The 22545-nt window shown below is 71.8% G+C and carries 23 protein-coding genes; 15 read left to right on the forward strand and 8 right to left on the reverse strand.

Going from position 1 to position 22545, the window contains the following annotated elements:
* The 10 genes from ACXR2U_RS06135 to ACXR2U_RS06180 form a co-directional block, all read left to right on the forward strand.
* Positions 1-394 (forward strand): hypothetical protein (locus ACXR2U_RS06135; protein ID WP_458824063.1); only part of this gene is annotated, 394 nt, incomplete at its 5' end.
* 3 nt (positions 395-397) lie between these two features.
* Complete coding sequence (locus tag ACXR2U_RS06140; protein ID WP_458824064.1) at positions 398-910, forward strand: hypothetical protein; 513 nt, start codon at positions 398-400, stop codon at positions 908-910.
* A gap of 35 nt (positions 911-945) precedes the next feature.
* The gene (locus ACXR2U_RS06145; protein WP_458824065.1) at positions 946-1995 is read left to right on the forward strand and encodes a 5'-3' exonuclease; all 1050 of its coding nucleotides are present in this window, start codon (positions 946-948) and stop codon (positions 1993-1995) included.
* Positions 1996-2296: 301 nt separating this feature from the next.
* Entirely contained in the window at positions 2297-4558 is a 2262-nt protein-coding gene (locus ACXR2U_RS06150; protein WP_458824190.1) for a (Fe-S)-binding protein, read from the forward strand.
* A 9-nt stretch (positions 4559-4567) separates the two neighbouring features.
* Complete coding sequence (locus ACXR2U_RS06155) at positions 4568-5032, forward strand: GNAT family N-acetyltransferase (protein WP_458824066.1); 465 nt, start codon at positions 4568-4570, stop codon at positions 5030-5032.
* A gap of 13 nt (positions 5033-5045) precedes the next feature.
* Complete coding sequence (gene glsA / locus ACXR2U_RS06160) at positions 5046-6821, forward strand: glutaminase A (RefSeq protein ID WP_458824067.1); 1776 nt, start codon at positions 5046-5048, stop codon at positions 6819-6821.
* A 39-nt stretch (positions 6822-6860) separates the two neighbouring features.
* Positions 6861-7184, forward strand: a complete 324-nt coding sequence (locus ACXR2U_RS06165; RefSeq protein WP_458824068.1) for a TraR/DksA family transcriptional regulator — start codon at positions 6861-6863, stop codon at positions 7182-7184.
* Positions 7185-7201: 17 nt separating this feature from the next.
* Positions 7202-7723, forward strand: coding sequence for a GNAT family N-acetyltransferase (locus ACXR2U_RS06170; protein WP_458824069.1), 522 nt, complete (start codon positions 7202-7204; stop codon positions 7721-7723).
* Positions 7723-8109, forward strand: a complete 387-nt coding sequence (locus tag ACXR2U_RS06175) for a VOC family protein (RefSeq protein WP_458824071.1) — start codon at positions 7723-7725, stop codon at positions 8107-8109. The genes ACXR2U_RS06170 and ACXR2U_RS06175 overlap by 1 nt, the downstream gene beginning before the upstream one ends.
* Positions 8110-8192: 83 nt before the next feature.
* Positions 8193-9233, forward strand: a complete 1041-nt coding sequence (locus ACXR2U_RS06180) for an NAD(P)-dependent alcohol dehydrogenase (protein ID WP_458824072.1) — start codon at positions 8193-8195, stop codon at positions 9231-9233.
* A 90-nt stretch (positions 9234-9323) separates the two neighbouring features.
* On the opposite strand, the gene ypfJ is transcribed toward ACXR2U_RS06180, so the two are convergent.
* Positions 9324-10238, reverse strand: a complete 915-nt coding sequence (gene ypfJ / locus ACXR2U_RS06185) for a KPN_02809 family neutral zinc metallopeptidase (RefSeq protein ID WP_458824073.1) — start codon at positions 10236-10238, stop codon at positions 9324-9326.
* Between the two features lie 100 nt (positions 10239-10338).
* On the opposite strand from ypfJ, the gene ACXR2U_RS06190 reads away from it, so the two are divergent.
* The gene (locus tag ACXR2U_RS06190) at positions 10339-11994 is read left to right on the forward strand and encodes a catalase (RefSeq protein WP_458824074.1); all 1656 of its coding nucleotides are present in this window, start codon (positions 10339-10341) and stop codon (positions 11992-11994) included.
* A gap of 88 nt (positions 11995-12082) precedes the next feature.
* Here the strand turns inward: ACXR2U_RS06190 and ACXR2U_RS06195 are convergent, their stop codons facing one another.
* Positions 12083-12481, reverse strand: coding sequence for an ankyrin repeat domain-containing protein (locus tag ACXR2U_RS06195; RefSeq protein WP_458824075.1), 399 nt, complete (start codon positions 12479-12481; stop codon positions 12083-12085).
* Complete coding sequence (locus ACXR2U_RS06200) at positions 12478-13272, reverse strand: phosphatase PAP2 family protein (RefSeq protein WP_458824076.1); 795 nt, start codon at positions 13270-13272, stop codon at positions 12478-12480. The genes ACXR2U_RS06195 and ACXR2U_RS06200 overlap by 4 nt, the downstream gene beginning before the upstream one ends.
* Before the next feature lie 133 nt (positions 13273-13405).
* Here ACXR2U_RS06200 and ACXR2U_RS06205 point away from each other — a divergent pair, with 133 nt between their 5' ends.
* On the forward strand, positions 13406-14281 hold the full coding sequence (locus tag ACXR2U_RS06205) for an oxidoreductase (protein ID WP_458824077.1): 876 nt from the start codon (positions 13406-13408) through the stop codon (positions 14279-14281).
* 9 nt (positions 14282-14290) lie between these two features.
* On the opposite strand, the gene ACXR2U_RS06210 is transcribed toward ACXR2U_RS06205, so the two are convergent.
* From ACXR2U_RS06210 to ACXR2U_RS06225, 4 genes are all read right to left on the reverse strand, one after another.
* Complete coding sequence (locus ACXR2U_RS06210; RefSeq protein ID WP_458824078.1) at positions 14291-14986, reverse strand: VOC family protein; 696 nt, start codon at positions 14984-14986, stop codon at positions 14291-14293.
* 29 nt (positions 14987-15015) lie between these two features.
* Positions 15016-15675 (reverse strand): DUF2470 domain-containing protein, encoded by a 660-nt coding sequence (locus tag ACXR2U_RS06215; protein WP_458824079.1) that lies wholly within the window; start codon positions 15673-15675, stop codon positions 15016-15018.
* 84 nt (positions 15676-15759) lie between these two features.
* Positions 15760-17772: an acyl-CoA dehydrogenase family protein gene (locus tag ACXR2U_RS06220; protein WP_458824080.1), complete on the reverse strand. Its 2013-nt coding sequence runs from the start codon at positions 17770-17772 to the stop codon at positions 15760-15762.
* Positions 17769-18554 carry a TetR family transcriptional regulator gene (locus ACXR2U_RS06225; RefSeq protein WP_458824081.1) on the reverse strand — a complete coding sequence of 262 codons (786 nt, stop codon included), beginning with the start codon at positions 18552-18554 and terminating at the stop codon, positions 17769-17771. Before ACXR2U_RS06225 ends, ACXR2U_RS06220 begins: the two co-directional genes overlap by 4 nt.
* A gap of 163 nt (positions 18555-18717) precedes the next feature.
* Here ACXR2U_RS06225 and ACXR2U_RS06230 point away from each other — a divergent pair, with 163 nt between their 5' ends.
* The 3 genes from ACXR2U_RS06230 to ACXR2U_RS06240 are packed head-to-tail and all read left to right on the forward strand — an operon-like array spanning position 18718 to position 22231.
* A complete protein-coding gene (locus ACXR2U_RS06230) occupies positions 18718-20028 on the forward strand; it encodes an acetyl-CoA C-acetyltransferase (RefSeq protein ID WP_458824082.1) in 1311 nt (436 codons plus the stop codon).
* Positions 20029-20033: 5 nt separating this feature from the next.
* On the forward strand, positions 20034-21374 hold the full coding sequence (locus ACXR2U_RS06235; RefSeq protein ID WP_458824083.1) for a 3-oxoacyl-ACP reductase: 1341 nt from the start codon (positions 20034-20036) through the stop codon (positions 21372-21374).
* Positions 21371-22231: a MaoC/PaaZ C-terminal domain-containing protein gene (locus tag ACXR2U_RS06240; protein ID WP_458824084.1), complete on the forward strand. Its 861-nt coding sequence runs from the start codon at positions 21371-21373 to the stop codon at positions 22229-22231. Before ACXR2U_RS06235 ends, ACXR2U_RS06240 begins: the two co-directional genes overlap by 4 nt.
* Here ACXR2U_RS06240 and ACXR2U_RS06245 read toward each other — a convergent pair.
* Positions 22206-22544, reverse strand: a complete 339-nt coding sequence (locus ACXR2U_RS06245; RefSeq protein WP_458824085.1) for a hypothetical protein — start codon at positions 22542-22544, stop codon at positions 22206-22208. The genes ACXR2U_RS06240 and ACXR2U_RS06245 overlap by 26 nt on opposite strands.
* Position 22545: the final 1 nt, after the last annotated feature.

The raw sequence follows: 22545 nt of genomic DNA on the forward strand, positions 1-22545 counted from the left end.
CGCGACCCCTGCCCTGCCGCGAGCGTTGACGACCGCGACCTCGGCGGCCACCGGCACCGCGCGGGGGCGCCGCACCGTCGGCGCGACGGTCGCGCACGTCGTCGCCATGTCCACGCCCGGCAGGGAGTCCCGGCCCGGCGGGGACGTCGTCGGCGAACTGGTCGTCTCCGGCACCGTGCTCGCCGCCCGCGGTCCCGGCGCCACCACCGCGGCCGTCCACCACCACCTGCTCCGACTGCCCGGCGGCACGCTCGCGGGCCACGGCACCGTGGACCTCGCCGGCCGGGGTGACTTCGTGGTCGTCGGCGGCACCGGCCGCTACCTCGGCGCGTCCGGCGCCTACCGACTCGCGCCAGCCCCCGGCGGCGGTTCGATCCTGACCTGGGAGGCCTGACCGATGTCCCTGAGCCTGTACCTCGACGTCCTCGACAGCGCGGGCACGCCCGTGCCCGGGTCCGCGACGGTCGACCGGCTGAGCAACCCCCTGCGCGGGAACCGGGCGGTCGCGAAGCCGTTCGACGTCCTCACCTACAGCTTCGGCGCCGACGCCCCCATGTCCGACGCCGGCGGCGGTGTGGGCAAGGTGGACGTCGGTGAACTGGTGGTCGACATGACCGACGACGCCGCGGCCGCGGTGCTGTTCAAGTACATCGCCCTGGGCAAGCGGTTCCGCTCGATCGACGTCCTCGCCCGGGTCAACGGCGAGCGACCGGCCGTGGTCGCCGCCGCGGGCGTGTCCTCGGCGCAGCTGTCCGGCCTGTCGTGGAGCGTCAGCGGCGACGGCAGCGTGCGCCGGCTGCGGGTCGACGGCGTGGTGTTCTCGGTGGGCTCGACGACCCAGCGGCCCGACGGCACCTACAACCCCTTCACGTTCACCTCCTACGACGTCTCGAGGGGCGTCCTCACCTGACCCGTCCTGTCGTCCGCACGTGCGATGCTGGACGGGTGCAGGACGAGGTGGTCACCGACCGGCTGGTGATGGCGGTCGACGGCAACTCCCTCGTCCACCGCAGCTTCCACGCCCAGGCCGCGACCGGCACCCGCACCCCGGACGGCCGTCCGATCTGGGCCGTGCGCGGACTGCTGGGCCAGCTGGTCGCTGCCGTCGAGCGGCTCGATCCCGATGTCGTCGTGGTCGGCTTCGACGACCCGGACGACTCCTGGCGCAAGCGGGAGTGGCCCGGTTACAAGGGCACCCGCGGCGAGAAGCTCGACACCCTCGTCTCCCAGCTCGAGCGCGCGGTCGAGGTGCTGTCCGCGCTCGGGCTCACCGTCGTCGTCCCGCCCGCGCTGGAGGCCGACGACGTCCTCGCCTCGACCGCGGAGTGCGCCCGGACGGCCGGGGCGCGCACCGTCGTCGTGAGCTCCGACCGCGACGCGTTCGCGCTCATCGACGACACCACGTCGGTGCTCCGGATCATCGACGGCGGGGTCGAGGCCTCGCCGCTGCTCACCCCCGACCGGCTGCACCTGCTGCTCGGCATCCGGGCCGGCCAGTACGGCGACTTCGCCGCCCTGCGTGGCGACAACTCCGACAACCTGGCGGGCGTGCAGGGCATCGGCCCCAAGACCGCCGCCAAGCTGCTGGGCGCGTTCGGGTCGGCGGCCGCCGCGTTCGACGCCCTGGAGCAGGACCCCGCGACGGTGGTCGCGGCGATCGGCAAGGGCGCCACCGCCCGGCTGGCCGCCCCCGGCGCCCGTGAGGCCTGGGAGCGCAACCGGGCCGTCATGCGCATGCGGACCGACGTCGCCGTGCCCCTCACCGCGGGACTCCCGCTCGCCGAGGACGACGTCCGGGGCGTCTACACCGAGCACCAGTTGACCTCGACCCTGCCGTCGGCCCTGCGGTGCCTCGCCCGGGTCGACGTGCCGGGGCCGGTCGTCACCAGGGCGTGGAACTCCGGCGCATCCGGCGGCGGCCACTCCTGGGGCCGCCCCGCCCGCCACGCCCCGTTGCCGCGGCGGCGTGACGAAGGTCAGCTGACCCTCTTCTAGGCCAAGCGGTCCGGGGCCTGCACGGGGCTGGACATGCTCGTCGCCGGAACAGTCATCCGCGCATCTTTCGTCGAGGACGTGACCAAAAGGGCAGACGCTCGTTGACGAGTGGTGGGCGGCCGGCGTCGTCGGGGGATGCGCCGGTCGCCCTCTCACCCCTCCCTGCGGAGTCCGCGGGTCGAGGATCGCCCCACCGGCTGGTCACTTTCCGCACACCGCGAGTTACCCGCCGGTAACTTCGCGTAGGGTCCGGTGGTCCGCCTCTGCCTGCCGGCCACCCGCCCGAGGAGTCGCGTTGCTGCTGCGCATCATCTTGTCGCTCGTCCTCATCGTCCCGACGGTCGCGATCATCGGTCGCCGGGTGTACTGGCTGGTGCGCCTCGTCCGCAGCGGCCAGCCCGCGCTCGGACGCACCGACGACCTCGGCGAGCGGCTGCGTGACCAGGCCCGCGAGGTCTTCGGCCAGCGCAAGCTGCTGAAGTGGTCGGTCCCGGGCGTCGCGCACTTCGTGACCTTCTGGGGCTTCCTGATCCTCGGCCTGACGATCGTCGAGACCCTCGGCGCGCTGTTCCTGCGCAAGGACTTCGCGATCTGGTTCTTCGGCCGGGCCCGCTGGCTGGGCTTCCTCGAGGACCTGTTCGCCGTCCTGGTGCTCGCCGGCATCATCGCCTTCTCTATCATCCGGCTGCGGAACAGCCCCGAGCGCAAGCAGCGCGCCTCGCGGTTCTACGGCTCGCACACCCGCGCGGCCTGGGTCGTGCTCGGGATGATCACGCTCGTCATCCTCACGCTGTTCCTGTACCGCGGCGCGCAGTTCAACGCCGGCACCCTGCCGTTCGGGCAGAGCAAGTGGGCGTTCTCCTCGTGGATCGCAGGCCTCGTGCTCGGCGGCGTGAGCCACGGCCAGGACCACTACATGGAGGTCCTCGAGGTCGTCGGGCTGCTCAGCCAGCTCGGCGTCGTGCTGGTCTTCGGGATCATCGTCGTCTACTCCAAGCACCTGCACATCGCGCTGGCGCCGCTCAACGTGGCGACCAAGCGTGAGCCGAACGGCCTCGGCCCGCTGCTGCCGGTCACCGACAACGCGGGCAAGGCCATCGACTTCGCCGACGTCGAGAACCTCTCCGAGGACCAGGTCTTCGGTCGCGGCAAGATCGAGGACTTCACCTGGAAGGGCTACCTCGACTTCTCGACCTGCACCGAGTGCGGGCGGTGCCAGAGCCAGTGCCCGGCGTGGAACACCGGCAAGCCGTTGTCGCCGAAGCTCGTGATCATGGACCTGCGCGACCACCTGTTCGCCAAGGCGCCGTACATCCTCGGCAACATGCACTCCGAGGCCGCGGCCGGGGTCAAGGACAACGCGATCACCGGCATCGACGAGGGCGGCCCCGAGTCGGCGCAACACGGTGTGCCGGAGTCGGGGTTCGGACGCCACACCGGCTCGGATCCGATCCAGTTCGACCGCCCGCTCGTGGGTGACGCCGCCTCGCTCGGGGTCATCGACCCCGACGTGCTGTGGTCGTGCACCACCTGCGGTGCCTGCGTCGAGCAGTGCCCGGTCGACATCGAGCACGTCGACCACATCACCGACATGCGTCGGTACCAGGTGCTGGTCGAGAGCTCGTTCCCGTCCGAGGCGGGCTCGATGCTGCGCAACATCGAGAGCAAGGGCAACCCGTGGGGCCTCGCACAGCGCATGCGCGAGGACTGGTTCAAGGACGTCTCGTTCGACGTGCCGAAGGTCAACCCGGGCGAGCCGCTCCCCGACGACGTCGAGTACCTCTACTGGGTCGGGTGCGCCGGCGGGCTCGAGGACCGGGCCAAGAAGGTCACCGTCGCGTTCGCCGAACTGTTGCACACGGCAGGAGTCGGCTTCGCGGTGCTGGGCTCGGAGGAGTCGTGCACCGGCGACCCGGCTCGTCGCCTCGGCAACGAGTTCGTCTACCAGATGCAGGCGATGCAGAACGTCGAGGTCCTCAACTCGCTGCAGGGCGAGGGCAAGAAGCTGAAGATCGTCGCGACCTGCCCGCACTGCTTCAACACGCTCGGTCGCGAGTACCCGCAGAACGGCGGCGAGTACGAGGTCATCCACCACACCCAGTTGCTCGCGCAGCTGGTCGCCGACGGCCACCTGACCCCGGTCGAGCCCGTCGACAAGAAGGTCACCTACCACGACCCGTGCTACCTCGGGCGTCACAACAAAATCTACACGCCGCCGCGTGACGTGCTGGGCCAGATCCCCGCGCTGCGCTCGGAGGAGATGCACCGCTGCAAGGAGCGGGGCTTCTGCTGCGGCGCCGGTGGCGCGCGGTTCTGGATGGAGGAGAAGATCGGCAAGCGGGTCAACGTCGAGCGCACCGACGAAGCGCTCGGCCTGGACCCCGACCTGATCTCCACCGCCTGCCCGTTCTGCATGGTGATGCTCTCCGACGCCGTGACCGCGAAGAAGCAGGAGGGCGAGGCCCGCGAGGACGTCGCCGTTCTCGACGTCGCCCAGATCCTGCAGCAGTCGCTGGCCAAGCCGGTGGCGGCGGCCGAGCCGGAGCCCGTTCCGACGTCGTAGGTTCGCCGCATGGATGTCGCACTCCACCACGGCCGGGTCGAGGATCTCGACCCGGCCGTGTTGTACGCCGTGCTGCGGCTGCGGGTCGACGTGTTCGTGGTCGAGCAGGAGTGCGCCTACCCCGAGCTCGACGGCCGCGACCTCGAACCCGACGCCGTGTTGCACTGGGCAACAGATCCCTCGGGGGCGGTGGTCGGCACGCTGCGGGTGCTGCACGACGCGAACGGCGACGTCCGGATCGGCCGGGTCGCCACCGCCGTCTCCGCGCGGGGCGCCGGTCTCGCCGCCCGGATGGTGACCGCCGTGCTCGACTCCGCCCCGGCGGACGTCGACGTCGTCCTCGACGCCCAGAGCCACCTCGCCGGCTGGTACGCCCGCTTCGGATTCACTGTCGCCGGTGAGGAGTACGTCGAGGACGGCATCCCACACGTCCCGATGCGCCGGATTGCGACACACCCACGCAACGGCGGTTGACTACCGTCCGCGCGTGCCCGCCGCTGCGCCGACCGAGTTCCCCGTGGACCGTCTGCTGCGACGCCTGCACTCCCGCTTCATCGGGCTGCGCGACGGCGCCGTGGCGGACTACATCCCGGCCCTCGCCGCGGCCGACCCCGAACCGTTCGGCATCGCCGTCGCGACCGTCGACGGGCGGGTGTACGCGGTCGGCGACGCAGAGCGGCCGTTCACCATCCAGTCGGTGAGCAAACCCTTCACCTACGCCCTCGCTCTCGGCGACCGCGGCCTCGCCCACGTCAGCGCCCGGATCGGGGTCGAGCCGAGCGGGGACGCGTTCAACGAGGTGAGCCTCGACCGGCGCGGGCGGCCGAGGAACCCGATGATCAACGCCGGCGCCATCATGGCGTCGTCACTCGTCACCGGCGACGACCCGCTCGGCCGGTTGGTCGACCTGTACGGGGCGTGCGCCGGTCGACCGTTGCGGGTCGACCCGGACGTGTACGAAGGCGAACGCGAGACCGGCCACCGCAACCGCGCCATCGCGCACATGCTGCGTGCTGTCGGCACCCTCGAGGGCAGTGTCGACCGGGCCCTCGACACCTACTTCGCGCAGTGCTCGGTCGAGGTGACGACCCGCGACCTCGCCCTCATGGCGGCCACCCTCGCGGCCCGCGGCGTCCAGCCGGTGACGGGAGAGCGGGTTCTCGACGCGCGGGTGGTCGAGCACGTGCTGTCGCTGATGACGACCTGCGGGATGTACGACGCCGCGGGCGAGTGGTTGGTCGACGTCGGCATCCCGGCCAAGAGCGGCGTCGGCGGGGGCGTCCTCGGCGTGCTGCCCGGTCAGCTGGGCATCGCCGTGTTCTCGCCGCGGTTGGACGAGGTCGGCAACAGCGTGCGCGGGGTCGCCACCTTCCGGCAGCTGTCGGCGGACCTCCGGCTGCACGTCCTCAACAGTGGCCGGACCAACCGGGCGAGCGTGCGGTCGGTCCGGCGGGTGGCGGACGTCCCGTCGACCCGGTTCCGCGACGGCGCGGCCCGCGCCGCGCTGACCTCGGACGCGGACGCCGCCTGGGTGGTGGACACCGCCGGCGACCTGCTCTTCGCCGGGGCCGAGGCGATCAGCCGGACGGTGCTCGAGGCATCGGCGCGGTGGGTCGCGGTCGACGTCAGCCCCACCACCGTCGACGCGGCCGCGGCCTCCGTGCTGGCGGTCCTCGCCCGTCACCTCCACCGCGCGGGCGGGGCCCTCGTCCTCGCTGGCGCCGCGCCGGTCACCGCGACGGCGGTCGGCGTCCGCACGTTCCGCGACGTCGACGAGGCCACCGAGTGGTGCGAGGAGCAGGTCCTGGCCCGGGCCGGGGTCCGGCCCCGCCCGGCCGGGGTCGAGCTCACCGACCACCGGTTGGCCCGGGCGGCGGCTGCGGCGGGAGCGGCCGAGGAGTTCGCCGCGCTGGTCGCGCACCGCCGTCACCGGGCGGGCGAGGAGCTGTTCGCCGAAGGCGGGGCGGCCTCCGAGGTGTACGCCCTGCTGGAAGGGGAGGTGGTCGTCACCACCGGCGGCGGTGCCCGGCGGCTCGCGACCCTCACCGCGGGTGACGTGTTCGGCGAGGGGGCACTGACGGGGTCGTCGCGCCGGACCGCGGACGTCACCGCGCGGACCGACGTGCTGGTCGCCGTGCTGTCACGGGAGGCGGTCGAGACGGCGTCGGCACCGCTGCGGGCCGCCCTACTCGGTGACCTGCTGACGATCGCCCACGACGCCCTGGGCCGGGCGACCCGCACCGTGGCGGCGCTGGTGCGCTGACAGGCGCTCAGCCGTCGCGCCGCCGGGCACCATGGACAGGTGACGGAGCTCGAGGCGCTGCGCGCCGATCTGGTCGAGCGGATCGCCGCCACCGAGGCCGACCTGCGCGCGGTGGCCGAGGCGACGGCCGGCGCCAACACCGACGACGAGCACGACCCCGAGGGCGCGACGATCGCGTGGGAGCGGCAGCAGGCGGCCGCCTCGCGTGACCGACTGCAGGCGCGCCTCAGCGCCGTCGATGCCGCCCTCGAACGGGTCGCGGCGGGCACCTACGGCCGCTGCGTCGTGTGTGGTCAGCCGATCGCGCCCGAGCGCCTGGAGGCCCGTCCGGAGGTCGCGACCTGCGTGAACTGCGCACGGTGATGCGGGAGGATCTCCGCGTGATCACGTTGCGGATGTTCACCGAGGCCGAGTTGGTTCACTTCGACGCCGACAAGAGGGGCGACGACCCCTACAACTTCTTCGGTTTCCGCAACGGCAACAGCGTGAGGCGGTCCTGGGCCGAGAGCGGCCTGGTGTCGACGGACGACTCGGGCGGCACCCTCGCGGTCGACCTCGACGGCGACGTCGTGGGCGACGTCGGCTGGCACCCCGTCCGGTACGGGCCGCCGCCGACTCCGGTCGCGTACAACATCGGGATCTCCCTCGTCCCCGCCCAGCGCGGCAAGGGCTACGGCTCGCTGGCGCAACGTGAACTCGGTGACTACCTGTTCGGCGTCTACGCCGTCCACCGCCTGGAGGCGAGCACCGACGTCTCGAACATCGCCGAGCAGCGGGCCCTCGCCAAGGCGGGGTTCACCCGCGAGGGGGTCCTGCGCGGCGCGCAGTTCCGGGGCGGCCGGTTCCGCGACCTGGTGCAGTTCAGCCGACTGCGTGACGACAACCCCGACGCCACCGCCTGATGACACCGATCGGGCGTCGCCACCACACGATCGTCGACTGCGCCGATCCGTTGCAGGAGGCAACGTTCTGGTCAGCGGTGCTCGGGCAGGCCATCACCTACCGCAGCTCCGATTTCGTCGTCGTGGCCGAGTCCGACCAGCACTCGGGGTTGGGGTTCCAGCTCGCGCCCGGCCACGTGCCACCCCGTTGGCCCGCGGACGACGGTGACCAGCAGCTCCACCTGGACGTCATGGTGGACGACCTCCAGGCCGCCTCGGCCGCGGTCGAAGCGCTCGGCGCGCGGCCCCTCGACGGCGACCACGTCTACGCCGATCCCGCCGGACACCCGTTCTGCCTCATCCCCCGGCCGGGGTGGGCGCCGCGGGTCGGTTCCGCAGCCGACTGAGAGGTTGGTCGCGGGGGACGGCCGATCGGGACGGGTAGAACACGTTCGAACACCCGTCTTCCACCATCAGGAGTCACCTCCCCATGCGTTCTGTCACCGCCTACGCCGCCCCGGCCGCCAAGGCCCCGTTCGAGAAGACCACCATCGAGCGCCGGGACCTCGGCCCGCACGACGTCCTCATCGCCGTCAAGTACGCCGGGATCTGCCACTCCGACATCCACACCGCGCGCGACGAGTGGGGCGAGGCGATGTACCCGCTCGTCCCCGGGCACGAGATCGCCGGTGTGATCGAGGAGGTCGGCTCCGAGGTCACGAAGTTCTCCGTGGGTGACCGCGCCGGTGTCGGCTGCATGGTCGACTCCTGCCGCGAGTGCGAGAACTGCCGGGCGGGCCAGGAGCAGTACTGCCTCAAGGGCAACGTCGGCACCTACAACGCCATCGGCAAGGACGGCCGTCCGACCGACGGCGGGTACTCCACCCACATCGTCGTCGACGAGAACTTCACCCTGAACATCCCCGAGGGCATCGAGCTGTCCGAGGCCGCGCCGCTGCTCTGCGCCGGCATCACGCTGTACTCGCCGCTCAAGCACTGGGGTGCGGGTCCGGGCAAGAAGGTCGCGATCGTCGGCCTCGGCGGCCTCGGCCACATGGGCGTCAAGATCGCGCACGCGCTCGGCGCCGAGGTGACCGTGCTCTCGCAGACCGACTCCAAGAAGGACGACGGTCTCGCGTTCGGTGCGGACCACTACGTCGCCACCCGCGACGGGAAGGCGTTCGAGGAGCTGGCCGGCAGCTTCGACCTCATCGTCAACACCGTCTCGGCGCAGCTGCCCATGGGCGACTACCTCGGCCTGCTGCGGCTCGACGGCACGCTGGTCAACGTCGGCGCCCCGCCGGAGCCGCTCGAGGTCCCGGCCTTCGCGCTCATCCCGATGCGTCGCAGCTGGACGGGTTCGGCGATCGGCGGCATCGCCGAGACCCAGGAGATGCTCGACTTCTGCGCCGAGCACCACCTCGGCGCCACGGTCGAGGTCATCTCGGGCGACCAGATCGACGAGGCCTACGACCGGGTCGTCGGCAGCGACGTCCGCTACCGCTTCGTCATCGACACCAGCACGTTCTGACCGACCCCTCCTCGAGTTGATCACGACGTTCCTGTCGTGATCCGGTCCGCCGGAGCGACAGGAACGTCGTGATCAACTTCCGGGGCGGCCTCAGAGCTGGGACGTGCGGAACGTGTCGCAGCTGGCGGGATCGCCCGACGCGTAGCCGGTCGAGAACCAGCGGTCGCGCTGCGCCGAGGTGCCGTGGGTGTACGCGCCGGGGTTGTTGGTGCCCCCGCTGACCTGGGTCTGGATGTAGTCGTCACCGATCCGCGAGGCGGCGTCGAGGGCGCGATCGATGTCGTCCTGGGTGATCTCGGTGATAAGCGGACGGCCGCTGTCGGTGGGGGTGGTCGTGGCGTTCTTCGCCCAGACGCCGGCGTAGCAGTCGGCCTGCAGCTCCAGCCGCACCGAACCCGAAGTCGGGCCGCTCTCGCCGGGTTCGACCTGCGCGTTGGTGCCGAGCAGGTCCTGCACGTGGTGGCCGTACTCGTGGGCGATGACGTAGGCGTCGACGAACAACCCGCCCTCGGCACCGAACGTCGTCTTCAGCTCGTCGTAGAACGAGAGGTCGATGTACACGCGCTGGTCGCCCGGGCAGTAGAAGGGCCCCACGCCGCTGTCGGCCTGACCGCACGCGGTCGAGGTCGCACCGCTGAAGAAGATCGTCGGGACGTCGACGTAGTCGGTGCCGAGCTTGGGCAACTCACCCCGCCAGTAGTCCTGGATCGAGTCGATGTCGGCGACGACGGCGCAGTCGCGGTTGGAGTTCGCGTCCGCTCCGGTGCGGCACTCGGCGGCGAGCTCGGAGTTGTCGGCCGTCTGACCGTTGCCGAGCTGGCCGAGTACCGAGGTGATGGCCCTCGAGTCGCCGCCCGATCCGCCGAGGGCGGTGACGAGGACGTAGATGAGCACGCCCACGATCCCCACCCCGCCGCCGCCGATGGCGAGGCCGCGTCCGCCTCCGCCCCCGCGCCGGTCCTGGACCCCGGACAGGTCGATGTTGCTGCCCTCGTCGTACTTCATGCGGACATCCTGCCCGCCTGGTGAGGAGGGTGGTCGCACGCGGGCACCCTGGACACGAGCTCAGCCACGACGCTCCCCACCCCGATCACAGGGAGACGACGTGACCGACGTCGCACACCAGTCCAGCTCCGCCGACGACGACCGCCCGGTCCTCACCAACCGCCAGGGCCACCCTGTCCACGACAACCAGAACCAACGCACGGTCGGTGCCCGCGGCCCCGCCACCCTCGAGAACTACCAGTTCCTCGAGAAGATCAGTCACTTCGACCGGGAGCGGATCCCGGAGCGCGTGGTGCACGCCCGCGGTGCCACGGCGTTCGGGTACTTCGAGGCCTACGGCACCTGGGGCGACGAGCCGATCGCCCGCTACACCCGGGCCAAGCTGTTCAGCGAGAAGGGCAAGCGCAGCGACGTCGCGCTCCGGTTCTCCACCGTCGCAGGCGGTCGCGACTCCTCCGAGCTGGCGCGAGACCCTCGCGGGTTCGCGGTGAAGATCTACACCGAGGACGGCAACTGGGACCTGGTTGGCAACAACCTCGCGGTGTTCTTCATCCGCGACGCCGTCAAGTTCCCCGACCTCATCCACTCGCAGAAGCCGGACCCGGTCGACTTCGACCGCCAGCCGGCCAACCGGGTCTTCGACTTCATCAGCCAGACCCCTGAATCGATGCACATGGTGACGATGGTGTTCGGCCCGCGCGGGCTGCCGTCGTCGTACCGCACCATGCAGGGCTTCGGGGTCAACACCTACAAGTGGGTGAACGCCGAGGGCGAGACCAAGCTGGTGAAGTACCACTGGATCCCGAAGCTCGGCGTCAAGAGCCTCACCGCCGAGCAGGCGGCGGAGCTGCAGGCGGCCGACCTCGGGCACCACACGAAGGACCTCTACGCGGCGATCGAGCGCGGCGAGTACCCCGAGTGGGAGCTGCAGGTCCAGATGATGGACGACCACGACCACCCGGAGCTCGACTTCGACCCGCTCGACGACACCAAGACCTGGCCCGAGAACGACTTCCCGGTCAAGCCGGTCGGTCGCATGGTGCTCGACCGGGCGCCGGCGAACTTCTTCGCCGAGTCCGAGCAGATCGCGTTCGGTACCGGCGTGCTGGTCGACGGCCTGGACTTCAGCGACGACAAGATGCTGGTCGGCCGCACCTTCAGCTACAGCGACACCCAGCGCTACCGCGTCGGCCCGAACTACCTGCAGCTACCGGTGAACTCGCCGAAGAACGCCCGCGTCGCCACCAACCAGCGCGACGGCCAGATGACGTACGTCGTCGACACCGGCGGCGAGAACCCGCACGTCAACTACGAGCCGTCGATCCGCGGCGGCTTGCGCGAGGCGACCGCCGCCCGACCCGACGAGCAGGGACCGGTCATCGAGGGCCGGCTGACCCGCAAGCGCATCCCGCGCACCGACGACTACACGCAGGCCGGGCAGCGGTTCCTGCTGTCGCAGCCGTGGGAGCAGGACGACCTGGTCACGAACCTGACCGGTCTGCTCGGCCAGTGCGACCGGCCGATCCAGGAGCGGATGGTCTGGCACCTGTTCATGGCCGAGGACGAGCTCGGCCGCCGCGTCGGTGACGGGCTCGGCATCTCCGCCGACGACGTCCGGGGCCTCCCGCCACTGCAGACCCAGACGCTCACCGACGCCGAACTCGAGCGGGCGGCCAACCTCGGCAAGAACGGCTCCCGCGACGTCACCGGCCTGTCGCTGACGCACTGCGTGCCGAACGCCAACGAGGTGCTCTGACCCGCCACCTGCCCAGTTGATCAAGACGTTCCTGTCGTGAACGAGGGCCCCTCAACGACAGAAACACAGCTGGAGAACCGCTTTGCCATCAACTCGTTCCGCCCTCCAGCAGGGCGGTCATCGCGGGGAGCTCGAAGAACGCGGCGATCTCGCGGGCGGTGCGGCCACCGCCGTCGGGATCGGCGCCCGCGGCGAGCAACGCCCGCACGCTGCGGGCGTCCTGCTTGAACACCGCCGCACCGAGCGCGGTCTGGGCCCGGTCGTTGACCCGCTCGGTGTCGGCGCCGTGTGCCAGCAAGGCCTCCACGACGTCCGGGTGCCCGTGGTAGGCGGCCAGGATCAGCAGCGTGTCGCCGGCGCTGTTGGTCAGGTTGGGCGGGACCCCGGCCTCGACGGCCTGCACCAGCTCCGCCGTCCGGCCGTCGCGGGCGTGGTCGAACAGCCCCTGCAGGAAGGCCAGCTGCTCGGGCGTCAGCGCGTCGGTCACCCACCCGAGGGTAGGGACGCCAACGCTCGACGCTCGGCGACCTGGCCCGCGCCACGGTGCCGCGCGCAGCCGAAGGCGAGCACGACCAGCAGGCTGCCGACCACGGCGTCGAGCCAGTAGTGGTTGCCGGTGACGACGACCACCGCGAGCGTCACCACCGGGTGCACCACCGCGAGCCACCGCCACCGACTGTGCAGGACGGCGACCAGCACCAGCGCCACGGCGAGCGCCCACCCGACGTGCAGGCTCGGCATGGCGGCGAACTGGTTGGTGAGGTGGTCGTCGGCGGGAGCGCCGTAGACGCTCGGGCCCAGCAGCCGGCCGGTGTCGACGAACCCGGGCTGCATCCGCGGCGGCGCGACGGGCGCGAGCAGCTGCACCGCGAGGCCCGCCGCGGTGGCCGCGACCAGGGTGCGCCGCAACAGCAGGTAGCCCGCCGGACGCCAGTGGTGCAGCCACAGCAGCGAGAGCACCACCACCGTGAAGTGCATGACGGCGTAGTAGACGTTCACGGCCCGGACCAGGTCGGGTACGTGCAGCGCCAGCGCCTGCACCGAGCGCTCGCTGGGCAGGTGCAGGGCGGCTTCGAGGTCCAGCACCGACGCGCCCGCACGCAACCCCCGCGTCGCGTCCATGTCGCCGAACAGCCGACCGATCCGGTAGAGGACCAGCAACGTCACCAGGAACAGCGCCTCCTGCCAGAGGGGCCGCAGGCGGATCTCGTCCGCTGCCGCGGCGGTCGCCCGGACACCCCTCGCACGGACGGGGTGCTGGACCTGACGCAGGGACACGGAACTTCAACCTTGAACAGCCGCGAACGCGTCCCGGATCCGCGGACTGTGGCCCCGCCCACCTCGGAGGGGACACGTGGGGGGACGAACCGTCCCTCCCCGAGGTGTCCCCGCGCGGCGTAGACCTACAGGTGTGACCACCGCGAACAGTCAGACCGTCGAACTCGCCGGCCGTCCCGTGCACCGGGTCGGCTTCGGCGCCATGCAGCTGCCCGGGCCCGGCGTCTTCGGCCCACCGAAGGACCGTGACGCTGCCCTCGCCGTGCTGCGCCGCGCCATCGAACTCGGCGTCGACCACATCGACACCGCCCAGTACTACGGCCCCGACGTCAGCAACGAGCTCATCCACACCGCCCTGTTCCCCTACCCGGAGAACCTGGTGTTCGTCAGCAAGGTCGGGGGCGCCCGCGACGACCAGGGCAACTGGACCCCCGCCCAGCGCCCCGAGGAGCTGCGCGCCGGCGTCGAGGCCAACCTCGCCAGCCTGGAGATCGAGCGGGTCGACGCCGTCAACCTGCGCCTCATGGACGAGCACGTCGAGCCGGGCTCGGACCAGCACGTGCCGTTCGCCGACCAGCTCGCCGAGATGATCGCCCTGCGTGACGAAGGCAAGATCAACGGCATCGGGTTGTCGACGGTGACCCTGGCGCAGCTCCAGGACGCCCTCGCCGTCACCGAGATCGCCTGCGTGCAGAACGCCTACAACCTGCGGATGCGCGACGACCAGGCCGTTCTCGACCTGTGCCGCGAGCGGGGCATCCCGTACGTCCCGTACTTCCCGCTCGGCTCGGCGTTCGGTGTGTCGCCGAAGGTCACCGACGACCCGGCCGTCATCTCCGTTGCGGAGCGCATCGGTGCGACGCCGTCGCAGGTGGGCCTCGCCTGGGTCCTCGCGCAGGGGCCGAACGTGCTGGTCATCCCGGGGACGTCGAGCGTCGTGCACCTCGAGGAGAACATGGGCGCAGGCGACATCGTCCTCGACGACGACGCCCTGGCCGAACTGGGCTGATCCGTCCGGTCAGTCCGGGGTGAACGCGCAGAACTCGTTGCCCTCGGGGTCGGCGAGGACCGTCCACCCGATCTCCTCGTCGCGCACGCGCAGGACCGTGGCGCCGTGCGCGACGAGGGCGTCGAGACCCTCGGGGCCGTCGACCTCGACGTCCCAGTGCACCCGGTTCTTGGTCGTCTTCGGCTCGGGGACGTTGCCGAAGTCGATGGCCTCGAACGGCACGCCGGGGACCTCGCGCAGCCAGCCGTCGTCGTCGCGTCGGCCCAGCTCGCCGCCGAGCACCTCGTGCCACCACCGCGCGATCGCGTACCCGTCGACGGCGTCGACGACGATCTCGTACAACTTGTAGGCGGGCACCTGCTCCCGGACGAAGACGCAGAACTCCCCGCCCTCCGGGTCGGCCATCACCGTCCAGCGGAACTGCCCCGGTGAGGACAGCGGGCGGGCACCGAGGGCCTCGACCTCCTCGACCGACGCGGCGTGGACGTCGAGGTGCACCCGGTTCTTCACCGTCCTCGGCTCGGGCACCGGGTTCAGCCAGACGGTCTGGGACGGCTGGTCGCCGACGAGCCTGCCCGGGCGGCCCGGACGGTCGGGCGGCACGTGCCGCAGGCCCAGCGCCTCGGCCCAGAACGCCGGTTCGGGGCTGCTCCCGGACGGAGCGGTGATGTCGACGCAGAGGTCCTGCCAGCGGGCGATCGGCACGCGGCGCAGTCTGCCCGCCCCCACCGACATCAGGCCGAGGTCAGCGCCATCCGCAGCAGGCCGAGCAGGTCGCCCGGCGTGGACGCCGGGCGGGGGAAACGCAGCCGGACGTCGCTGACGCCGTCGAGGTCGACGACCCGCAACGTGACACCGGCGGGGTCGAGTTCGCACAGCGACGCCGCGGCGATGTCGGCGCCCGGCACACCGAGCGACCGGCGGGCGACCTCGCGTAGTTCCGGTCCGTGCCCCTCGTTGGTGTGCTCGACCAGGCGTGGGATCGAGGCGCGGACGGCGTCGGGCAACGCGGTAGCGTACGCGTCGAGGTCGAGCGGCCGGGCGTGGCCGTGCCCGTGCGGGCAGCCGACCCAGACCGCCTCGACCGCGAGGACGACGGCGCCCTCGCGCTCCACGAGCCGGCCGTCGAGCACCAACCACACGCCGTCGTCGAGACGGGGCGAGACCACCACCGTCGTGCGCCGGCCGCGGCCCACGAGCTCACGCAGGGCGTCCGGGACGGCCGTGATCTCGGGCTCGCCGTCGCGGTCCTGCACGGTCACCCGCAGCGGGGTGGGGCCGACGACGGTGACGACGTCGGCCGCGGCGAGGGTCGTGCGGGCGCGGCCGGCGAGGGTGACGTCGTCGAGCAACAGGGCGCTCGCCACCGTGGGGGTCGCGGTGCGATCGGGCACGGGTGCCTCCAGAGGCCGTCGAAGTTAGGCAACCCTAACCTAGCGGTCCGAGGGCGGTCGCGGTCAAGCTCCGCGAGGGTTTCCCTAGCCCGTGACGGCCCGGTGCTCCTCGGTCGCGAGCGACGTCGCCTCGCCCGTACCGGCCCGGGCGGCGATCGCCTCGGCCTGCCGGTCGGCCTCCGCGCCCTGGGCGATCGGGGCACCGATCGCCGCCTCGGGGACGCCGAAGGCCTCGACGAGCAGGACGGCGTCGGGTCGGACCTGCCCGAGCAGGGTGTTGACCTCGGAGGTGACAGCCTTGCTCTGCCGGGCGGTCAGCCGGCCGTGCTCCATGAACCACGCCCGGCCGGCCTCGATGGTCGACAACGCGAACAGGTCGCACACCCGGTCGAGCAGGGCCCGGGCGGCCGGGTCGGGGCAGGACTCGACGCCCCGGACGAACGACTCGAGCAGCACCCGTTCGACGTGGGCCGAAGCCAGCGCCAGCATGTGGTCCTGGGCGGCGTTGAAGATCGGGAACGGGTCGTCGGAGCCGATGGCCCGACGCAGCCGCTTGGCGACGGAGTCGAGCATGTGCTTCTCGCGCCAGCCGAGGAGGCCGATCTGCCAGTCGCGGTCGTGGAGGTCGGAGTCCTCGTCGCGTCCGGGTGTTGCACTCAGCAACGATGCCAGCACCTTGCGGGCCGACAGCTTCTCCAGCACGACCTCGCCGACCTGCTCGGCGAGGAAGCCCGCCCGGTTCAGCGTGCTCATGTCACCGAACTCCGAGGCGTAGCCCGAGAGGAGTTCCTTGGCGACGAGCTGCAGCAGGACGGTGTTGTCGCCCTCGAAGGTCGTGAAGACGTCGGTGTCGGCCTTGAGCACGGGCAGCCGGTTCTCGACGAGATATCCCTGCCCGCCGCAGGCTTCCCGGCAGGTCTGGATGGTGTGGGTGGCGTGCCAGGTCGCGGCCGCCTTGGTGCCGGCGGCGCGGGTCTCGAGCTCGCGGCGGCGCGGGCTGTCGGCGGGCTCGGTGAGGAACACGTCGTGCAGGGTCTGGACGAGTTCGGACTGCGCGAAGTGCAGCGCGTAGGTCTTCGCGAGCGGCACGAGCAGCTTGCGTTGGTGGACGAGGTAGTCGTTGACGACGATCTCGTCGTCGCTTCCGGGGGCGCCGAACTGACGGCGGGCGTCGCCGTAGCGCAGCGCGATCGTGAGGGCGACCTTGGTCGCCGATCCCGCACCGCCGCCGACACTGATCCGGCCCTGGATGAGCGTGCCGAGCATCGTGAAGAAGCGGCGGTTCTGGTTCTCGATCGGCGTCGAGTAGGTGCCGTCGGGCGCGACGTCGCCGTAGCGGTTGAGCAGGTTCTCCCGCGGCACGCGGACGTGGTCGAACCGGAGCCGGCCGTTGTCGACCCCGTTCAGGCCGGCCTTGAGGCCGTCGTCGGTGATCGTGACCCCGGGCAACGGTCGGCCGTCGTCGTCGCGGATCGGGACGAAGAAGGCGTGCACGCCCTCGGACCTGCCGTCCGTGACGAGCTGGGCGAAGACCGCGGCCGCCTTGCCGTCGCGCGCGGCGTTGCCGATGTAGTCCTTGGTGGCCGCGGCGACCGGGCTGTGCAGGTCGAACTCCTGCGTCTGCGGGTCGTAGGTCGCGGTGGTGAGGATCGAGGCGACGTCGGAGCCGTGACCGGTCTCGGTCATGGCGAAGCAGCCCGGCAGCTCGAAGGACTGGATCTGCTCGAGATAGCGCTGGTGGTGCCGATCGGTCCCGAGGTGCAGCACCGCCCCGCCGAACAGGCCGAACTGCACGCCCGCCTTGACCAGCAGCGAGAGGTCACCCATCGCGAGCATCTCGAACGCGGTGATCGATCCGCCCAGGTCGTCACGGCCACCGAACTCGGCCGGGAAACCCATCCGGGGCTCGCCCATCTCGGCGAGGACGCGGATCTGTTCGGTCACCCGGCTGCGGTGCGCTTCGACGTCGGTGTCGCTGGTCGGGACGAAGCGGGGATCGGACGCGAGTTCCCGCGCCTTGGCGCGGACCGCGCCCCACCGACCGTCGAGGTGGTGGGCGAGTTCCTGGAACAGGGCGGCGTCGGCGAGCTCGGTCACGTGCGTTCGACCTCCGTGGTCGTGGTGGGGTCCACCGCCTCGCGGCGGGCGGCCTCGAGCGGGGCGAGCAGGCCGCCGACCACGCCGCTCCAGACGAGCGTGGTGACCTGATCGGTGAGTTCGGCCCGGGACAACGGGCGCGAGCCGGTGCGTGCGGTGAACACCTCGACGCCGTCACGGGCGGCCTGCGCCCGGTCGGCGAGCCAGTGGTCGCCCGCGGCGCGGACGAGCCCGACGATGCACGTGCCCCAGAGCCGGGCCGTCGCGACGGGCAGGTCCACACCCTGCTGGTCCACCAGCAGGCGACTGACCAGGTCCTCGACGCGGCTGATGTAGTCGGCGACCATGTCCTCGCCGCGCGGGCGCGGGGCGTTGCGGCCGCCACCCAGCGCGCCCTCGAGCATGGGGTACGCGACGACGAACCGGTACAGCTCGGGGTTGCGTTCGAGGACGAGGAAGAACGCGTCGACACCGGCCCGGACCCGTTCGCGCGGGTCGACCTCGTCGGTCGTGGCCGCGGCGATCTCGACCAGCAGCTCGTCGGCCACCCGCCCGCCGACCGCCCGGTACAGGTCGGACTTGTCGGTGAAGTACCGGTAGATGACCGGCTTGCTGGTGTGCGCCTCGGCGGCGATCTGGTCCATGCCGACGCTCGCGCCGTGGCGCCGGACGGCGGCGACCGTGGCGTCGATGAGCTCGTCGCGGCGGCCGGCCCGGTGGTCGGCCCAGCGGGCGCGTCGGCCGTCCGTCGGAGCCCGACGGTCGTCAGCGTCACCTCGCATGGAACTCACGGTATCAGATACTGTGGGTGTCGAACACTCGCAGGCATGGCTCCCCCTCGGCTCGCCGGGGGGAACAAGTCCCACCGCGCGGGTACTTGCAGCAGTTGTTCCCATCCTGCCCCCGCTCCACCGGCAGGCTCCACTCCACGGGAGGACTCGAACGTTGCCCCAGACAACATCGCCCGAGGGCCGCCGCCAGGCTGCCGTCATCGGCGGGAACCGGATCCCGTTCGCACGCTCGAACGGCCGGTACTCACACGCGTCCAACCAGGACATGCTCACCGCGGCGATCGACGGCCTCGTCGCCCGGTTCGGCCTGCAGGGCGAACAGCTCGGTGAGGTCGCGGCCGGCGCCGTCCTGAAGCACGCCCGCGACTTCAACCTCACCCGCGAGTCCGTGCTCGGGTCCGCCCTCGCCTCGACCACCCCGGCCTACGACGTGCAGCAGGCCTGCGGGACGGGTCTCGAGACCACCATCCTCGTCAGCAACAAGATCGCGCTGGGCCAGATCGAGTCCGGCGTCGCCGGTGGCACCGACACCACGTCCGACGCCCCGATCGCGGTCGGCGAGGACCTCCGGGAGGTCCTGCTCGACCTCAACCGGGCCCGCAGCCTCGCCGACCGGCTCAAGGTCGTCGCCCGCTTCCGGCCGGGCCAGATCAAGCTCGACATCCCCGTGAACTCCGAGCCGCGCACCGGCCTCGCGATGGGTGAGCACCAGGCCATCACCGGCGACGCGTGGGGGATCACCCGCGAGGCGCAGGACGAACTGGCCGCGGCCTCCCACCGCAACCTCGCGAAGTCCTACGAGGACGGCTTCCAGGACGACCTGGTCACGCCCTACCTGGGCCTGTCCCGCGACGACAACCTGCGGCCGGACTCCTCGGTCGAGAAGCTCGCGAAGCTGCGCCCGGCGTTCGGCAAGCGGCTGGACAACCCGACCATGACGGCCGGCAACTCCACCCCGCTGACCGACGGCGCGTCGACCGTCCTGCTGGGTTCGGACGAGTGGGCCGCCGCCCACGAGCTGCCCGTGCTCGCCCACCTCGTCGACGCCGAGACCGGAGCGGTCGACTACGTCCACGGCGACCGCAAGGACGACGGCCTGCTGATGGCGCCGGTGTACGCCCTGCCGCGGCTGCTGGACCGGGTCGGGATGAAGTTGCAGGACTTCGACTACTACGAGATCCACGAGGCCTTCGCCTCGACGGTGCTGACCACGCTCGAGGCGTGGGAGGACGAGGCGTTCTGCGAGCGCCGCCTCGGCCGCCCCGCACTCGGTGCGATCGACCGCAGCAAGCTCAACGTCACCGGGTCCTCGCTCGGCGCGGGCCACCCGTTCGCCGCCACCGGCGGCCGGATCGTGCCGGTGCTCGCGAAGCTCCTGCACGCCAAGGGCGCAGGTTCGCGTGGGCTCATCTCCATCTGCGCCGCCGGCGGCCAGGGCGTCGTCGCCATCCTCGAAGGAGCCTGATCGTCATGGCCGACCGTTACTCGGACGTCGTCAACTCCTCGCTCGGCAAGCAGGTCGCCGGCCGGCTCGGGCTCCCCCGACCGGCCCGGCTGCGGCGCTTCGTCCCGGGGCAGGCCCTCGCGGCCGGTCCGGTGTTCGTCGGTGCCGTCGGCCCGACCTCCGACCTCGAGACCGTGCTCAAGCGGGCCTCCGTCGCCGAGGTTGTCACCCGCGAGGGTGAGGGCGGCAAGCTCGGGGCGATCGTGGTCGACGCCACCGGGGCCGCCGAGCCCACCGACCTGCACGCCGTCTACGCGACGCTCAACGCCAACGTGCGGGCACTGTTGCCCAGTGCACGGGTCGTGGTGATCGGGCGGCGCGCGGAGACGTCCGACGAGCCCGCGGTGGCGGCGACCCGGCAGGCCCTCGACGGCCTCGTCCGTTCGTTGGCCAAGGAGGTGCGCCTCGGCGCGACCGTCAACCGGCTCGAACTGGTGGGCGACCTGCCGGTCGACTCCGTCGCGGTCGAGTCGGCACTGCGGTTCCTGCTCTCGGGCAAGGCCGCCTACGTCGACGGCCAGCCGATCGTGCTCGGCCCGTCCGACGCCCCGGCACCGGACTCGTGGGACAAGCCGCTCGCCGGCAAGGTCGCGGTCGTGACGGGCGCGGCCCGCGGCATCGGTGCAGCCATCGCCACCACGCTCGCGCGTGACGGCGCCACCGTGGTCTGCGCCGACCTGCCGCTCGCGGGCGAGAACCTCGCCAAGGTCGCGAACCGCATCGGCGGCACCACCCTGCAGCTCGACATCACCGCCGAGAACGCGCCGCAGCTGCTGGTCGACCACCTGCGCGAACGGCACGGCGGGGTCGACATCGTCGTGCACAACGCCGGCATCACCAAGGACAAGCTGCTGGCCAACATGAAGCCCGAGCAGTGGGACGCCGTCATCGCGGTCAACCTGTCCTCGCAGCTGCGGATCAACGCCGCGCTGATCGAGAGCGGTGTGCTGCGACCGGGCGCCCGGGTCGTGTCGCTCAGCTCGACCACCGGGCTCGCCGGCAACCGCGGCCAGACCAACTACGGCGCCACCAAGGCGGGCATCCTCGGCATGGTCCGGGCCACCGCCCGGCAGCTGGAGCCGAGCGGCTCGACCATCAACGCCGTCCTGCCGGGGCTCATCGACACCGACATGATCCAGAGCATGCCGCTCGCGACCCGCGAGGTGGCCCGACGCCTGAACTCCCTGCAGCAGGCGGGGCTCCCGTCCGACGTCGCCGAGGGTGTCGCCTGGTTGTCCTCGCCCGGGGCGGGTGCGGTGAACGGCCAGTACCTGCGGGTGTGCGGCCAGAACATGCTGGGGGCATGAGCACGGTCAAGCGGGCGGCGCCGTTGCCGGTGCTGTTCGCCAAGGCCGTCGTCACCTCGCGCTTCGGCGGCACGAAGCTCCCCGCCGACGGCGGCCGGTTGACCCTGGAGTCGGTGGCCGTCGACACCGGTCGGCTCGACGACTACCAGAAGGTCTGCGGCTTCCGCGTGTCCGACGCCGTGCCCTCGACGTTCCTGCACGTGCTGGCCTTCCCGTTGGCGACCGAGATCATGGCCGCCCGCACCTTCCCGTTGCCGCTCGTGGGGCTGGTCCACGTCGAGAACCGCATCGAGCAGCTGCGGCCGGTGTTCCGGGGTGAGGCGGTCACGCTCGACGTCCACGCCGCCGACCTGCGCCCGCACCGGGTGGGTCGCCAGGTCGACCTGGTCACCGAGGTCAAGGTGGGCGAGGAGGTCGTCATGCGCGAGTCGTCGACCTACCTCCGGCGGGAGAAGACCTCGGGTTCAGCGACTGATTCCCGCGCCGTCGCGGCATCGCCCGAGCCGGTCGCGGCGCCGGTCGCCGAGGTGCAGTGGCGCCTGCCCGCCGACACCGGGCGTCGGTACGCCGGCGTCTCGGGTGACGTCAACCCGATCCACCTGTCGAACCTGTCGGCCAAGGCGCTCGGCTTCCCCCGCGCCATCGCGCACGGCATGTACGTCGCCGCCCGCACGATCTCCGCGTTGGAGTACCGGCTGCCGTCGTCGTACGTGCACGAGGTGTCGTTCAAGAAACCGGTGTTGCTCCCTGCAACGGTCCGCTTCGCCGCCCGCCCGGTCGACACCGGCTGGGACCTCGCCGTCGACGACGTCCGCAAGGGCACGCCTCACCTCACGGGCTGTCTGCGTCAGCTCTGACGGCGGCCGCGAGTTCGGGGCAGTCCGCGAGCTCGTCGGCCAGTTCGTCCGCGACGAGCGTCGCGGCGGGTGAGGCGAGCAGGGCGCGGGTGACCGCGACCTTGCGCTCCCACCGGCGGTGGGCGTCGTCGCCGGGGTCGACGAGCAGGCCGCGGGACGGGCGGTAGCGCGGCGGCAGCGACAGGACGCCCAGCACCGTCGACGCGCCGAGGCGCGGGTCGGCCGCCAGCAGCGCCTCGACGGCGGCGCGGGTCGCCGCGACCGAACTCGCGGGCGACTCGACGACCTCCACCCAGGCGGCGACCCCGCTCACC

It is taken from the genome of Jatrophihabitans sp. YIM 134969, assembly GCF_054456675.1.